The sequence below is a fragment of the Caulobacter sp. GW821-FHT10C03 genome (genome assembly GCF_059415485.1).
The window spans coordinates 244353-259292 of record NZ_JBWKNI010000007.1; the positions used below are offsets into that span (position 1 = coordinate 244353).

Genomic DNA, 14940 nt, shown 5'->3' on the forward strand with positions numbered 1-14940 from the left:
CGTTTGTTATAGTTTATGGCCCTGATCACTTTCCGCCTGAGCGAGGCATGGATATGGGGAGGGCTTTTGAGGAGGTGTCTTCGGCATTGTCATTGCTTGAAGTCGAGCTTGGTGGGGCAGCGTCGACGCACGCATTGCGGGAACTCGTTGAGAAAGCCAAGGGTGAGCTTGAATTGGGTGATGAGGTTAGTAGCTTTCACACGCTTCAACTGCTTAAGGAAAAGATTTCTACGTAAGGCTGCGCGATTGGTATCGTGCCGCTATGTCATTAGAGAACCTGGGTGCGTGGACTGAGAGTCGGATGTTCGGTCGGTGCGATTGATCTGATGGATATGCCCGTGAATTCTCGCTATATCAGAAGTGATTTTGTGAAAATTCGCCGATACTGTGCGATTTCGCAAAGCGCATCTTGGGAATATATCGGGGCTAAGCGTTGCATCCATCTTTCGCGTCGGAGATCGACGACCGTTCTCTGCTTGAGCGTGTGCTCGACTTCTACACCGACGCTCTCAAGCAGACGCCGGAAGGCATCGAGTTCCTTCAGGCCAAGGGTCTGGTCCACGGCGAACTGATCGACCGCTTCCGGCTCGGCTACGCCAACCGCACGCTCGGCCTGCGACTGCCCGAGAAGACCCGCAAGGCGGGCGCCGCGATCCGGGGGCAACTGGAACGGATTGGCCTCTACCGCTCCTCCGGCCACGAGCACTTCAACGGCAGCTTGATCGTCCCGATCTTCGGCGAGCAGGGCGAGGTCGTGCAGGTTCACGGCCGGAAGATCAGGGACGATCTGCGGCCGGGAACGCCAACCGACCTCTTCCTGTCCGGCCCGATGCGCGGCGTCTGGAACAGAGAAGCCCTGGCCGGTGGCCAGGGCGAAGTTGTTTTGGCGGGGTCGTTGCTCGACGCCATGACCTTCTGGTGCGCTGGCTTTCGCAACGTCACTGCCGCCTTCGGGCCAGACGGTCTGACCGATGACATCGTGTCCGCCTTCCACGCGGCTCGGATCAAGCGCGTGCTGATCGCCTTCGCCCGCGATGACGAGGGCCAGTCGTCGGCGGATGCGGTGGCCGAGCGGCTGATGGCCGAGGGCTTCGCCTGCTACCGCATCGAGTTCCCGAAGGGCATGGGCGCCAACACCTACGCCCTGAAGGTTGGCCTGGCCGCCGAAATCCTCGGCCGACTGATCCGGAAGGCGACGTGGCTGGGGCAAGGACGGACGGCGGCGCCGACCACGGCCGGGTCAGATGACGATGTCGGCAGCCCGCTGGAAGACCGTGCTGAACCGTTAGGTCAACCGTCCGAGCACGAGATCGTCATGCTGTTTGGCGATCGCCGCTATCGCATCCGTGGCTGGAAGAAGCCGTTGAACCCGGAGTCGCTGAAGATCAATCTGCTGGTCCAGCGCGGCGAGCGGTTCCACGTGGACACCCTCGACCTGTACCGCGCGAAGGCGCGCGCCAGCTTCGTCAAGCAGGCAGGCAGGCAGGCAGGCAGGCAGGCAGGCAGGCAGGCAGGCAGGCAGGCAGGCAGGCATCGAGATCGGCGAGGCCGAAGAGCCGATCAAGCACGACCTCGCCAGGGTGCTGCTGAAGGTCGAAGCCCTAAAGGACAGCGAGATCGTGCACGCCTTGCAGAAGGTCGAGAGAGCGATCCTGTCGGAAGGCGACCGGGATGAGGCCCTCGCGCTGTTAAAGGCGCCGGACCTCGTCGATCGCATCTCTTCGGACTTCCTGAGCCAAAGTAAGAGCGAGAAATTATGGGCATTCAAGTGAATATCGGCGACGTATTCCTCGTTCCTCTGGACGGTAAGAGCTGGGCGCTCGGCCAGCTTGTCAGCGCATGGAACGAGGAATTGTACGTGGCGATATTTGGCCAGAAGTTCGAAACGCGGCAAGTGGAACCTCGCAGCGTCATTGGCCTAGAGCCAGCTCTTCTGGCTTTGACCCTGGACGCCAAGCTATTCCACGGGGAATGGCCGATTATTGGGAACGTGCAGGAAAACCTTTCGGGCCTGCCGCAACCGGCCTTCAAGGTGCGGCAATCAGGCATCGTACATATCGAAGCCCGGGATCGCTCGATGAGCCGGCCGGCATCCCTGTCTGAAGCCGAGATGCTGAGATACCGCAGCGTGTCGTCGCCGGCAGCGATTGAGGAGGCTGTGCAGGGGCATTTTGGTGTGTGCGAGTGGAATCCTCACTTCGACAAAATCCGTGCGGACTACGCCTATGGATCCTCCCGCCTGCTGTGATTGGGCGGCGAGTGCGAATGCAGGATAAAGGGTCGCGAAGGTTTCGCCGGTCGCGGAACAGTCGAGTGGCCGGAAGCCGGCGTGACGATCAAAATTTCCAGGGACGCCCGGCGCTTTCGCCCCCCCTAAGGCTGGAGCATGATGCGGCCCGCGCGCCATACGCCGTCGGCGTCTCGTCGGGTGACCGCCGTCGCCTGCATTCCGGGCTGAGCAAACAGGCGGTCGTGGACCTCGTAGGCGATCGGCTGGATCGCCGCCGGCACCTCGATGCGGCGGGCGCCGCCAGGATAACCGACCTCCAGCTCCAGCCCGGCCTCGGTCTTGCGGACGACCTTCACCGTCCCGTGGGTGATGGACGTCGCCGGCTGCGGCATGGCGTGGGTGCCCAGTTCAGGGCGGTAGCCGGGTTCGAACAGGCGCAGCTCCGTCGCCCGGCCCGCGTCGGGTCCGAGGTCGGTGTTGATGGTGGCGACGAAATCGCCGGCCTTGATCGTATCCGGCGCGACCTTGCGCGCGGTGACCACCGTCCACCCCGGGGTCATCGCCACCACGACGTCCTTGCCTTCCTTGTCCCGCAGGGTGACGTCGGCGTCCGAATAGCTCACCAGGGCGCCGGCGCGGCCGATCGGATGTTCGACGGGCTGCGCATGCCCCGCCGTCGAGACCAGCAGGGAGACCACGGCCAGCGGACCGGCCAGCGAGAACCCGTTCAACATGAAAATCTCCGTATGATGGACGTGCGTGTCAGTCCGCCGGACACCCGCGCATCAGGCGCTGGATATTGCCGTGGGCCACGGCGGCTTCGACCTCCGGGGCGAGCGGCGCCAAGGCCGTGCGGCCGGCGGCCAGCAGTTCGGACATACGGCCGTGGCGCTGGGTTTCGGTGATGTCCATGGCGAACAGGAAGCGGCCGGGAAAGCGCTCGATCACGGCCCGCCACGCGGGCTTGAGCGCGCCTTCCGGCGTCAGGATCGAGAGCGCCAGATTGGGATTGTCGGCGCGCGCCGGATCGAGCCGGATCGAAAGGTCGGCGTAGAGATTGGGGTGCGCCGCCATCAGCCGTCCGATCAGATCGGCGTCGGCGCCCCATCCGGCGTGGGCGAGGATCAGCGGCATGGCGGGATAGGCCGTGGCCATGGTCTCGACGGCGGCGATGGTCTCGGGCGACTCCAGACTGACATGGGCCGACACAGGAACGCCTCGCGCGGCGGCCAGGGCGTAGATCGCCCGACGCTCGGGGGCGGTGAGCGAGGCCGCGTCGCTGGGATAGGGATTGGGCGCGAAGCGGGTGGGCAGCTCGCCGAACCCGCAGATCGCGCCCTGCCCTTGCAACCGCCCAAGGACGGTCGCCGTGTCGGGGCCAAGACGCAGGCCGGCGGCCTCGGCGGTGCGCGCCACGCTGGCCGACGGGATCACATAGCCGCGATTGCGGGCCGCGACGCGCTGCAGCGCCTCAATGTCGGGATACATGATCACCACGCCCGCCAGCCCCGCCTTTCGGAACAGGGCGATCTCCTCGTCCGGCGAAATCACCGTCAGCAGGTGCGAATGAGCGTCGATATAGGGGATCTGGTTCCGTGGCGCGGCGATAGCTCCGCTCGCCACGAGAAGCATCGCCGCCGAAAGAGCCCGCGCGGCCAGGCGCATGGTCGTGCTCACCACGCGGCCTGGGTCGCGTAGAAGCGCCGCCAGAAATCGAGTTTCTCCGGGCTCGCCGCGACGGGCGTCGCGCCCCACTGGTCGCCGAGCATCATCACCGAGCCGGCCTTGACGTCGAACGGCGCCCAGGTCGGAAGTCCCTCCCCGTTCGGATCACCGGTCTTGATGATGTTGGCCCAATAGGACGACATCCGCTCGGCGATGGCCCGGTCCTCGGCCGTCCAGGGACGGTCGTTGGCGTCGAGATTGCCGAAGGCGTAGTTGATCTCCGATCCGTGATAGGCGCCGCGCAGGTCGTGGCCGGCGCCGGGCGGCGCGTGGGTCCACCAGTAGGTGAAGATCGGCCGCGAGGTCCCCTTGGCGCGCTCGGCCGCCCAGAGATAGGTGGAGACCCGGTTGTTGTCGTAGGCGGCGGCGTTGCTGGCCAGGGCCGCCTCGTCGTCGGTGGTCGCCGGGTAGAGCCGAAGGAACGCATCGGCCATCGCCCCGTACTTGGCGCGCGCGGCCTGGACGTAGGCCGCCAGGGTGACGCTGACCTGCGGCGCCCCGGCCCTGGGCGGCCCCGACCGGGCGCGCAGGGACGTGAAGGCCGTGACCGGGACCGCGCCGGTCTCGTCGCGATTGTTGCCGGTCACCACGACCACGTCGTTGAACGCGCCCTTGGCCAGAGCGGCCTCGTAGGTGGACGGGATCACCCAGCCGTCGAGCACCGGCCGGAACAGCGGCGGCTTGCCTGTCGAGCCGGTCTCGACGGCGGCCTCGACCGCGTCGCTGCCCTCGATCAGCTCGCGCCAGGGCACGGCGCGAAGGGCCTCGACGGTGGTCGCGCCATGGGCCTGGGCGTAGGCCTGTCCGGCCTGCTCGGCCGCGGGACGGGAGCGATAGGACACCGACAGGAAACGCAGATCGGGGTCGCGGGGATAGCGCGAATGGCTCTGGGCGATGGCGCGCTTGAAGAGCCCCTTGGCCAGGGGCGACATGCTGAGGAAGCCGACCGAACCGGCGCCCGCCGACTGGCCGGCGATGGTCACCTGGTCGGGATCGCCGCCGAAGGCGGCGATGTTGCGCCTGACCCACTTGAGCAGCGCGATGTCGTCGAGCAGGCCGTAGTTGCCCGAGACGCCGTGCTCGGCCTCGGCGCTGAGCGCGGGCGTGGCCAGGAAGCCCAGCGCGCCCAGCCGGTAGTTGAAGGTGACGACGACGACGCCCTTGCGGGCCAGCCCCTCGCCATCGAACTCGGGGCTGGCGCCCGTTCCGGTCAGGAAGCCGCCGCCATAGATCCACACCAGCACCGGCCGCTTCTCGCCGGCCGCTGCGGCGGTCCAGACATTGGCGGTCAGGCAGTCCTCGTCCATCGGGCCGGCCGGCGGCGGCCCGCCGCCTTGCGGCTGAGGACAGAGCGCGCCGAAGCGGTCGGCCTGGCGAACGCCCTCCCAGGCCGCCGGCGCGGCCGGTGGACGAAAGCGCAGCGGCCCCACGGGCGCGGCGGCATAGGGCACGCCCTTGTAGACGGTGATCGCCGGATCGCGGCCAGGCACGCCGGCCAGCAGGCCAGTCTCGATCCGTAGGGGCGAGCGCGCGGTCTCCTCACCGGCCCCAGGCGGGCGGGCCGACATCGCGGTCAGGGTTCCGCTGGCCAGCACGTGGCCCCTCATGGCGTCGGTCAGCGCCTCAAAGCTCAGGTTCGGATCGGCCGGCAGCGTCCGGTCCAGGGCGAACACCTGGAAGGGATAGGCCACCTTGGCCGCGCCGTGGGTGTGGGGACCGACATAGGGCTGGTTCGCGCCATGGACGTTGACGCCGTAGATCGCGCCCGACGGCGGATCCGTCAGGCCGGGGGCTAGGCTCGTCGTATCGGCGGGGATGTTGAACAAGGTCAGATGGATGGAGGTCGCCTTGCCGCCCTGCCCCTGCAGGACCACGACATAGGACCGCGTTCCGGCCGGCCCCGCCGACCAGGCCAGTCCCGGAAAGCGGTTGGCGCCGTACTGGGTGTTGTCGATCGGCAGGTCGCCGCCATCGGCGAAGGCCGGCGAAGAAACGATCAGGCGCGCGCCCGTCGGCGTTGGGACAGCCGCCGTCAGCAGGGTCGGCGCGTGACCGATCGAGGGCGCGGGCGCTGTCTGCGCCCCGGCCGCGACCGGGGCCAGAAGCAGGAGGGCCATCAAAGCCGCGACGCCGCGAAAGCCGTGCATCATGTCGTTCTCACACTATTCGGCCGCGCCCGGGCGGGGTGAGGCCGAAAAGAACCGAGACGGCGGCGTGGAGAAGAAGGCCGCCGCCTCGGCGCAGGATCCCTGGGGATGAAGGAACACCCAGGGGGGGACGCTAGAACTTCATCCGCGCGCCGACCGTGACGTAGCGGCCGGTCGGATCATCGCCGATGGCGAAGCCGCCGAACTGTCCCGGGATGGTGGCCGCGCCGAAGAAGGCGGTGGCCGGCGGGGTGGCGTTGAACAGGTTCTGGACGTTGAGGAAGTATTCGGCGTCGCCGAACGCGTCCTTGGGTCGGAACAGCAGGTTGACGTTGGTGGTGGCGAAGGCGTCGACGTGGTTGTCGGTCCAGACCTGGGTGGGATCGGCGCTGTGCTTCAGCTCGCTGCGCCACCGCTCCATGACGTCGATGGTCAGGGTGTCGGTGATGGCGTAGCGCAGGAAGCCGGTCAGGCGCAGCTTGGGGCTGGCCTGCAGGCCGTTGGTGCCGAAGGCGCTGCCGGCGGCGTCGATCGTCACCAGGGCGGGCGTGCGGTAGTAGATATGCGGCTGGTAGCTGGCCAGGCCCCGCAGCGACAGCGAGCGACCGAAGAGTTCGGTCCCGTAGTTGGCCTCGAAGTCGACGCCCTTGCTCTCGATCTCGGCGATGTTGATCACCGTCGAGATCCACTGGGTGACCAGGTTGGCCGCCGTGGTGTTGGTGTAGCCCAGCGGGCGGGCCTGCAGGGCGCAGTAGGGCGAGGAGCCGCCGCTGTCGTAGCAGGCCTTCTGGATGGTCGGGTTGAAGCCCTGGATATTGGTGATCGCGTCGCTGATCCGGATCCAATAGGCGTCCAGCGCGAAGCTGAGGCGCGGCAGGGCCTGCCAGACGACGCCGACCGTGCTGGTGTGGCCGATCTCGGCCTTCAGGTCGGGGTTGCCGGCCGAGAGACCCGGCACCGGCGAGGTGCCGGCGGTCAGGCCCGGGGTCAGGCCGGTCAGTTCGTCCTTGTTGGTCAGGACGTTGACCGAGGCCGGGGCGTAGAGGTCGTCGAGGGTCGGCGCGCGGATGTCGCGCGAGCGGGTGGCCCGCACCCGCAGGTCGTCGGTCAGGTGCCAGTCCAGACCCAGCTTCCAGGTCCAGTAGTTCCCGCTGCTGGCGTAGCTGGTGAAGCGGGCCGCGCCGTTGAGGTTCAGCGACTTGGCGAGGACGAAGCCGTCGAGCAGCGGCACGTCGATCTCGGCGGCGACCTCCTTGACCTCGTCGCTGACCGGCGAGCGGGCGGCGAAGGTGTTCTGGTAGAGCACCGTCGAGCTCGTGCAGTTGTAGCGCAGGCCCGCGCAGTTGGCCCGGTCGGTGGGCAGGGCGTCGCTGGACGACTGGTATTCCAGCCGCCGCCACTCGGCCGACAGGGCCATGTTCACCGGCCCCGCCCAGGTCGAGAACGGCGCGCCGCCGATCTCGGCCGAGAAGGCGTCCAGGCCCGTGTCGGCGACCATGTGCGTGCTGCCCATGATGTAGTCCATCGCCGCCTGGCTGGCCGATGTGGGACCGAAGACGTTCAGCGGCGCGCAGTTGGCGTAGGCGCTGTTGGTCAGCGAGGCGTAGCAGACCGGCTGGCCGGTCGTGGGGCTGATCACCGCGTCGAGGGCCGCGGCCAGGCGCTGGTTGTTGGGGTTGTTGTTGAGCGTCGTCTTCAGGCGCGCGCCGCCGTGGGTGTAGTTCAGGCCCCAGCTGTAGTCGCCGAGCTTGCCGTCCAGCCCGATGTTGACCGTCGTCTGGCGCTCCTCGGCGACCGGGTTCAGCCGCGGCGCCTGGGCGAACATGCGGTTGAAGGTGAAGGTCGACTGGCCTGCGGTCGCCAGTTGGGTCTGGTAGGCCGAGGCCAGGAAGGCGTTCGTGCTGCTCATGGTGACGTTGCTGAGCAGCGGCGGGGTCAGATACTGTTCGTTGCGCTTGTCGTTGAAGCTGACGGCCGCATAGGCGTGGACGTCGTCGGTCAGGTCGTAGTCGAAGCGCGCATAGGCCTGATGGCTGCGCAGCGGCGCCTTCAGCGAGGAGTCATAGTAGCCTCCCGCCCCGCCCACCTGGCAGCAGCTGGACCCCGTGATCGCGGTTCCGTTGACAAAGGGGCTGAGCACGCCGTCGGTGGCGAAATACTGGTTGGCCAGGACGCCGTTGGTGATCTTGCCGCCGAACGGGAAGTTCAGCAGGCGCACGTCGCTGTAAAGCTGGTAGGGCGCGGCCGTCGTGCCGGCGCCGCTGATGCTCTGCTGGCGGAACCAGGGACGGTCCGAGCGTCGCAGCACGCCCTCGTCGTTGCGGTACTCGTAGCTGGCTTCGAAATGACCGCGGTCGTCGAGGATCTTGCGGCCGTAGGCGACGCCGAAGCTCTGCTGTTCGTCGTCGCCGTATTTGGAGACGCCCGCCTGGGCGGCCAGCTTCAGGCCGTTGAACTTGGTGTCGGTGACGAAGTTGACGACGCCGGTTACCGCGTCCGAGCCATAGACGGCCGAGACGCCGCCGGTGACCGTGTCGACCCGCTGCAACAGCATCTGCGGGATCATGTCGACGTCGACGATGCCGTTGACCGAGGTCGGCGGCACGCGGTGGCCGTCGAGCAGGATCAGATTGCGCACCGAGCCGAGGTTGCGCAGGTTCAGCTGGTTGGCGGCCGCATTACCGCCCGCCCCGCCGCCGACGCCGGCGTTGGGGTTGCCGTACTGGTTACGCGGGCTGGAGAAGACCGGCAGCTGGTTCAGGCCGTCGGCGATCGTGGTCGGCTGGACGCGCTGGATGTCCTCGGCCGGAACGACGGTGATCGGGGTCGGGCTGTTATTGCCGTTGCGGATCACGCGCGAACCGGTGACCACCACCTCGGTGACGGCCGAAGCCTCTTCAATCGTGGATCCGGCGGCCTGGGCGGACTCGGCCGCCCGGTCGGCCTGGGGGCCGGCGGCGCTCCCGGCCTCGCGCAGGATGATCGTCGAGCCGTTGTCGCTGGCGATCTCCAGGTTGGCGCCGGCCAGCAGGGCCTTGAGGGCGGCGCGGGCGTCCTGACGGCCCTTCACGGCCGGGGTCGAGATCCCCTTCAGGCGGCCGGCCGGCGCGACGATCTGAAGACCGGCCTGGCGGGCGAAGATGGGAATGGCGTTGGCCGCGGGACCGGCCGGAACGTCGAAGGTGCGGTCCTGGGCCATGGCGCTGGTCGCGCAAAGCAGTACCGCCAAGGACGCGCCGCAGAACATGCGTGAAGTGGTGGTCATCGTTTCCCCCTGCGTGGGCTATCGCCCGTTGTTTTGGGAAAAGATGCGCCGAGAGAGGATTTCCCCCTCCCCTGCCGCAATATTTTTTCAAGCCCGCAACACTAACGGAGGATGTGGACGCCGTCCGCCGTGCTGACCGTGCGCGCGCCGAACGACACCGCGACGTCGCGGGCGAAGCCGCCCGGGTCGCTTGAAGCATAGAGGCCGGTCAGGGTTTCGGCCGCCAAGGCCGGATCGTCGATGATGATCCGCGTCGAGGAATAGCGCGCGAACTCGCTGGCCGCCTGGGCCAGGGTTTCGCCGTTGAAGGATAGCAGGCCGTCCTGCCAGCTGAGACGGCGGGAGACCTCGTCGGCGTCCAGCCTGACGGGGTGCGGCGCCTCGCGACCGCCAAGATCGCCGCTGGGCACGACGGCCGCCGTATTGGCGGCGACCAGGCGCGGCGCGGGCGCGCCCTTGCAGGTCATCTCGACATGTCCGCCCTGGACAAGGACGCGGACGGGCCCCTGCTCGTCCTTGCGCACCACGAAGCTGCCCGACTGCCCGGCGAGGCTCACCTCTCCGGCCCGGACCAGGAAGGGCCGCTGCGGGTCCGGCGCGACATTGAACAGGGCCTCGCCCGACAGCAGCTGAACGTCGCGGCTCCTGGACGTGTAGCGCACCTTGACCAGCGAGGCGGTGTTGAGGGTCACGTTCGAGCCGTCGGGAAGCGGCACGCGCCGCACCTCGCCCTTGGACGACTTCAGGACCAGAGGCGCGCTCCAGGACCGCGCGCCGACCAGGACGACGCCGGCGAACCCGGCCGCCAGCCCGCCGCCGATCAGGCGCCGACGCAACATGGCCGAGCCGCGCAGGCTGTAGGCGGCCTCGAGCGTGGGATAGGCGGAGTCCAGACGGGCCATGACGGCGTTGGCGCGCGCGAAGGCGCCCTGGCGGCGGACATCACCGTCCAGCCAGGCGTCGAGCGCCCCGCGCTCGTCGTCGGTCAAAGGGCCACGATCGAGGCGCGCCACCCAGGCGGCGGCGGCCTCGTCGATTTCCTGGCTAGTGTCTCGTCTGGTCACGCCTGAACCGGGAGCGGATGGTCTCCATGATAGATGCGCGAGAACCGATTTTCCCGCCACGGCTGTAAAGATTTATCAGCAGGGCGGCCGCACGGGCCACGTGCTTCTCCACCGCTTTCTCCGTCAGCCCTAGCCGCGCGGCGACTTCCTTCTGCGACAGCCCCTCGACCTTGCGCATGCGGAAGGCCTCGCGGCGCTTGCTCGGAAAGGTCTCCAGCGCCTCGTTGATCAGGCGCAACTCTTCCCGGCCGGCGACCTGGCGCTCGGGCGAGAGTTCGTCGGTAAGGCTCGGAATATCCAGGCTTTCCATCGCGCCGATGGGAATGACCTTGGCCCGCCGGGCCTGGCGCAGGATCAGCGACTGGGCGGTCTGGAAGAAATAGGCCTTCGGGTGATCGATGTGGGCCACCGACTTGAGCCCGGAGATCTTGGCGTAGCTCTCCTGGATCAGATCGTCGATGTCGGCCGGCGGCTGGCGACGCTTGAGCAGCCATCGGCGCAGCGCCGGTTCGTGAGGCAGGATGTTGCGCGACAGCCAGAGCGCGCGCTCCGGGTCGAAATAGGCGCGGGCTTCAGGCGCCAGGTCTTCTGCGGGCCTCTTCACGGGCGCCGTCCTCCCAAGTCGTTGGGGCCGACGCCGAAACGGCGGCCCGACGACGCGGCGCGAGGCCGCATCGTGACCGCCAGCATGACCAAAGCCAGGCCGCGGCGATCATTCAATCGACGACGGCGTGCATTGATTCCGGCGCGGTCGCGAAGCGGCTTTCAGGCGTCAGACGCGCGGCCGAAGGGGCGGAAAGGTCATGCGGCTCAGGACCTTGTCGCGATCGATGAAGTGGTGCTTGAGCGCCGCGCCGATGTGCAGCACCAGCAGCGCGGCCATGGTGAAGCCCAGCACCTTGTGGCCGGCCATCGCCGCGCCGGCGAAGGCCTTGCCCTGCATGACCGGCAGGAACGGCGCCTCCCAGCCCAGGACATTGATCGCATGGCGCTTGGGCGCGGCCGAGCTGACCCACCAGCCCAGGAACGGGATCAGCACCATCATGAAGTAGAAGGCCGTGTGCACGATCCCCGCGACGGGACGCTCCCAGGCCGCCTTGCCCGCGAGCATCGGCGGCGGCGGGCGATAGAGCCGCCAGGTCAGCCGGGCCAGGCTGAGCAGCAGCACGCTGAAGCCGATCGACTTGTGCAGGTTCAGCACGAACCGGTGCGTATCACCCTCGGAATTGGCCGAAACGACCGCAAGGATCAGATTGACCAGGATGAGCGCTGCCATCGCCCAATGCAGAAACACGGCCACCCGCGAATAGCGCTCGAAGGAAACTTGCTCGTTCACACCCTGATCTCCCGAAGCACGATCTTTTCAGGACGGTAACACGAGCAGCGATCGATGATTTATGGCGCGCGCAAAACCTATCACCAGGTTCGCATTTCTATTTGCCGATAGCGCATCCTGTACTTCCGAACAAAGAAAACCCGGCGCAAGCGCCGGGCAAATTCGGGAGGTAGAACAGGACGTCGGCGGCTCGACCGCCTCTAGGTTTTCCTCTGCCTGAACAACCAGTCGCGAGCCGCCTGGATGTGGAAGAACTTGCGCGCCGAAGCCATGTGGTCGACGCCCTCGAACGTCAGGAAGGTGATGTTGCCGCCCTTGCCCAGATAACCGTCGATCTGGGAGGTCAGCGCCTGCTGCTTCTCGACCGGGAAGATCAGGGCGGGGTCCAGGCGTTCGGCCGGCCGGGTCACCTTGCCTCCCGCGTGCTCCCAGATCGGAACGCACTGCTCGTTCCAGGGCGTGGCCTTGCCGTCCTCCGTCCCGGTGATGATCAGCACGTTCTGCTTGGCCAGGGCGACGACGTCGCCGGGCCGCTGCTGGCCGGCGATGATCAGGCCCGCCGCGAAGGTCTGGGGATGCTTGGCCATCAGCCACAGGGAGGTCATGGCCCCCATGGACCAGCCGGTGCAGTAGACCCGCTTGGGATCGATCTTCAGCACCTTGTCCCTGCGGTCGTCGAGGTTGGGATTACCGAAGTTCCAGCTGTTGCTCAGCAGCGACTGCACCAGCCTGTAGGTGTTCTCGACGTCGGCGGTATGCTCCCAATAGTCGTTCATCGTCGTGCGCTCGTAGCGCGGCGTGATGACCACGCATTCGTTCCGCGCCTGCTCCTCGGGCAGGCTCCAGATGCTGGCGATGCACTGTTCGGTCAGGGTCTGGGCGCAGGTTCCGTCATAGCTGGTTCCCGAGTGGGTGACGGCCAGGACCAGCGGATAGGCCTTGTTCTCGCCGCCCTTCTCCAGGAACGACTTGGGCAGGTAGATGCTGTATTCCAGCCAGGCCGAGCGCGTGTCGTCCCACCACCAGTGGTTCTGCTCCCAGGCGTCGACGCCGCGAATGACGACGCTGTTGCCGCGAGCCCCGGCATTGCTCCAGACGGTCTTGCTGGCGGGATAGACGGCGCCGGCCGCCGTCCTGACATCCTTGTCCTGCGTCAGGGCCGCCTTGTCACTGTCGCCCGTCGGGAGGCTGAGGTCGGGGTCGCGCGCGAACTCCACGATGACATAGGGACCGGCCACGCTGGCGCGATCGGAACGCAGGGCCGGCGCGGCGTTGGTGTAGACGGCCACGGGGTTTCGCGCCGCGGCCTGCGCCGTCGTGGCGTTCTTGTCGACCGACTGGGGCATGCCCGCGAAGAAGCCCTTGGCCGCCGGAAAGACCGCCGCGCCGTAGGTGTCCAGGGCCAGGCTCGCGGGGTCGATCGCCACGTCGTACTCGACCGCGATCCCGTAGACCTTCTGACCACCGCCGGTGATCTCGCACAGCGCCTGAATGGCCTGCAGACCTGGGCCGGCGCTCTTGCGCTTGCCAGGACCGCTCGCCGCCGAGGTCGCTGCCGTGAAGCCGTCGGCCTGGGCGCGGCTTTTGCGCACGCCCAGCCCGCCAGCCGACACCAGGGCCGCGCCCATCGATACCAAATTGCGCCGCGACAGGCCTTTCATGCGTCCCATTCCTCAAACCCTTCTCATTCTCGATCCTCGCGCCGTCCGGCGGGAGAACTTTGGTGGGCTCCCGGACCAGCGGGAGGTCCCGTGATCACTTGCTGGACTGGCCCGCGCCGAGCTCCCGCAACCGGCCGACGACCTCGGCCGCGAGCGTTTCGGCCGAGCCGCGCGCGAAGGACGAATTCATGGCCTCGTAGGTGATTTTGTCATAGGCGGCCGCATCGGGCATGTATTTGGCCGCGCCATTGACCATGGTCGTCACCAGCGTGTCGGCGAACGGCGACTGGGACCGGATCTGCCGCCCCGTCTCGCTGGAAAGCTCGACCTGGACCCCGGCGATGACCACCGGACCCAGACGCAGGACGGTGAACGGCGCGCTCGTGGCGCCCGCCGGCGTGAAGGCGTAGGCCTTGCTGGGCTTGAGGTCCGCCAGCGCCTTGGGCCGCGCCTGGGCGGTGAGATCGACCGCGCCGCCGGCGACGTCGACAAGCGCCACGTCGGCGGGCGGCGCCATGCGCTCGCTGGTGCGCACCACGTCCTGCGCCAGGCGCTCGCCCAGAAGATCGACCAGCAGATAGCCGCGCTCGCCGATATCGACGGTCTTGAGCCGGCCGTCCTTGTCGGGAACCGCGCGGACGGCCTTGAGGATCGGGGCTTGATCGCCGGCGGCGCCGATCAGAAAGAAGCCGACCGTCCCCTCCCCGTACAGCGCCTCGACACGTCGCATGGCCGCACCGGCCAGGTCGCTGGTGACGGCCTTGCCGCCGCCGGAGACGATCGCCTGGTCCATGACCGACGGCTGTACGGCGTAGTTGGCCAGCAGCGCGATGGGATGGCGGGCCTCGTCCTCGATCCGCACCACGGAAAGGGTCTTGTCGGACGCGCCGGCGCTGTCGACGCCCAGCCAGAACCCCTCCGGCGTGTGCTGGTCGCGGTTGATGTTGATGTCGCTGACGCCCCGGCCCGCGCCCAGCCTGGCGGGCTTGAGGTGGCTAGCCGCCAGGGCCGCCTGCTTCAGGGCGTCCTCGACCGCGGCCTTGAACAGGGCGTTCTTGCGCTGCTCGGCCTCGGACTCCAGCCCGGGGAACGGCCGACCGACGGGCATGATGTGCGGCGCCGAAAAGGTGTGGCTGGCGACGATCAGGACGTTCGTCGGCGCGACGCCGGTCGCATCGGCCACCACGCCCTGCATCGCCGCGACCTCGTCGGCGAAGATCGAGGTCAGGTCGATCACGGCCAATGCGGCGCGACGGCCGCCGGCCTCGACCACCAGAACCCGGGCCTCCAGCGGGTCGCGCTGCGCCGAGAAGCCCTGCATCGGCAGCAGGTCCGCCCCCAGCACGATCTCGGCCTTGCCGGCGCCGGCCCGCAGTTGCGCCATCGCCGGCGACGCGACGGCGGCGATCGCCAGCGTCAGCGCCATCACGGCCCCCATGGCCATCCCGGTCTTCGCACCCATCTGTCGTCTCCGTTCAGCGCCTTCATGTGTCGCCCGGCCGCGTGAACGGC

The 14940-nt window shown here is 67.8% G+C and carries 11 protein-coding genes; 2 read left to right on the forward strand and 9 right to left on the reverse strand.

Translation table 11 applies throughout. From position 1 onward, the window contains the following. Positions 1 to 433: 433 nt before the first annotated feature. Together AC07NG_RS12105 and AC07NG_RS12110 are read left to right on the forward strand one after the other, a co-directional pair. Complete coding sequence (locus AC07NG_RS12105) at positions 434 to 1675, forward strand: toprim domain-containing protein (protein WP_494594256.1); 1242 nt, start codon at positions 434 to 436, stop codon at positions 1673 to 1675. Between the two features lie 81 nt (positions 1676 to 1756). Further along, positions 1757 to 2248, forward strand: a complete 492-nt coding sequence (locus tag AC07NG_RS12110) for an Imm26 family immunity protein (protein WP_494594257.1) — start codon at positions 1757 to 1759, stop codon at positions 2246 to 2248. Positions 2249 to 2373: 125 nt separating this feature from the next. Here the strand turns inward: AC07NG_RS12110 and AC07NG_RS12115 are convergent, their stop codons facing one another. From AC07NG_RS12115 to AC07NG_RS12155, 9 genes are all read right to left on the reverse strand, one after another. Further along, complete coding sequence (locus tag AC07NG_RS12115) at positions 2374 to 2964, reverse strand: hypothetical protein (protein WP_494594258.1); 591 nt, start codon at positions 2962 to 2964, stop codon at positions 2374 to 2376. Positions 2965 to 2992: 28 nt separating this feature from the next. Beyond that, complete coding sequence (locus tag AC07NG_RS12120) at positions 2993 to 3907, reverse strand: amidohydrolase family protein (RefSeq protein WP_494594259.1); 915 nt, start codon at positions 3905 to 3907, stop codon at positions 2993 to 2995. After that, positions 3904 to 6072 carry a carboxylesterase family protein gene (locus AC07NG_RS12125; protein ID WP_494594260.1) on the reverse strand — a complete coding sequence of 723 codons (2169 nt, stop codon included), beginning with the start codon at positions 6070 to 6072 and terminating at the stop codon, positions 3904 to 3906. The genes AC07NG_RS12120 and AC07NG_RS12125 overlap by 4 nt, the downstream gene beginning before the upstream one ends. 163 nt (positions 6073 to 6235) lie before the next feature. Then, positions 6236 to 9367 (reverse strand): TonB-dependent receptor plug domain-containing protein, encoded by a 3132-nt coding sequence (locus tag AC07NG_RS12130; RefSeq protein WP_494594261.1) that lies wholly within the window; start codon positions 9365 to 9367, stop codon positions 6236 to 6238. Between the two features lie 101 nt (positions 9368 to 9468). Beyond that, complete coding sequence (locus tag AC07NG_RS12135) at positions 9469 to 10431, reverse strand: FecR family protein (RefSeq protein WP_494594262.1); 963 nt, start codon at positions 10429 to 10431, stop codon at positions 9469 to 9471. Next, positions 10412 to 11035, reverse strand: a complete 624-nt coding sequence (locus tag AC07NG_RS12140; protein WP_110132841.1) for an RNA polymerase sigma factor — start codon at positions 11033 to 11035, stop codon at positions 10412 to 10414. Before AC07NG_RS12140 ends, AC07NG_RS12135 begins: the two co-directional genes overlap by 20 nt. A 168-nt stretch (positions 11036 to 11203) precedes the next feature. After that, positions 11204 to 11767 (reverse strand): cytochrome b, encoded by a 564-nt coding sequence (locus AC07NG_RS12145; RefSeq protein ID WP_494594263.1) that lies wholly within the window; start codon positions 11765 to 11767, stop codon positions 11204 to 11206. Between the two features lie 200 nt (positions 11768 to 11967). Then, on the reverse strand, positions 11968 to 13428 hold the full coding sequence (locus tag AC07NG_RS12150; RefSeq protein WP_494594264.1) for a prolyl oligopeptidase family serine peptidase: 1461 nt from the start codon (positions 13426 to 13428) through the stop codon (positions 11968 to 11970). Positions 13429 to 13522: 94 nt separating this feature from the next. Beyond that, positions 13523 to 14890 carry a hypothetical protein gene (locus AC07NG_RS12155; protein ID WP_494594265.1) on the reverse strand — a complete coding sequence of 456 codons (1368 nt, stop codon included), beginning with the start codon at positions 14888 to 14890 and terminating at the stop codon, positions 13523 to 13525. Between the last annotated feature and the right edge of the window lie 50 nt (positions 14891 to 14940).

What these genes read in the sequence shown, in the direction of transcription:
- AC07NG_RS12110 (WP_494594257.1), top strand. Translation starts at nt 1,757, where the DNA reads ATGGGCATTCAAGTGAATATCGGCGACGTATTCCTCGTTCCTCTGGAC.
- AC07NG_RS12115 (WP_494594258.1), bottom strand. Translation starts at nt 2,964, where the DNA reads ATGTTGAACGGGTTCTCGCTGGCCGGTCCGCTGGCCGTGGTCTCCCTG.
- AC07NG_RS12125 (WP_494594260.1), bottom strand. Translation starts at nt 6,072, where the DNA reads ATGGCCCTCCTGCTTCTGGCCCCGGTCGCGGCCGGGGCGCAGACAGCG.
- AC07NG_RS12130 (WP_494594261.1), bottom strand. Translation starts at nt 9,367, where the DNA reads ATGACCACCACTTCACGCATGTTCTGCGGCGCGTCCTTGGCGGTACTG.
- AC07NG_RS12150 (WP_494594264.1), bottom strand. Translation starts at nt 13,428, where the DNA reads ATGAAAGGCCTGTCGCGGCGCAATTTGGTATCGATGGGCGCGGCCCTG.
- AC07NG_RS12155 (WP_494594265.1), bottom strand. Translation starts at nt 14,890, where the DNA reads ATGGGTGCGAAGACCGGGATGGCCATGGGGGCCGTGATGGCGCTGACG.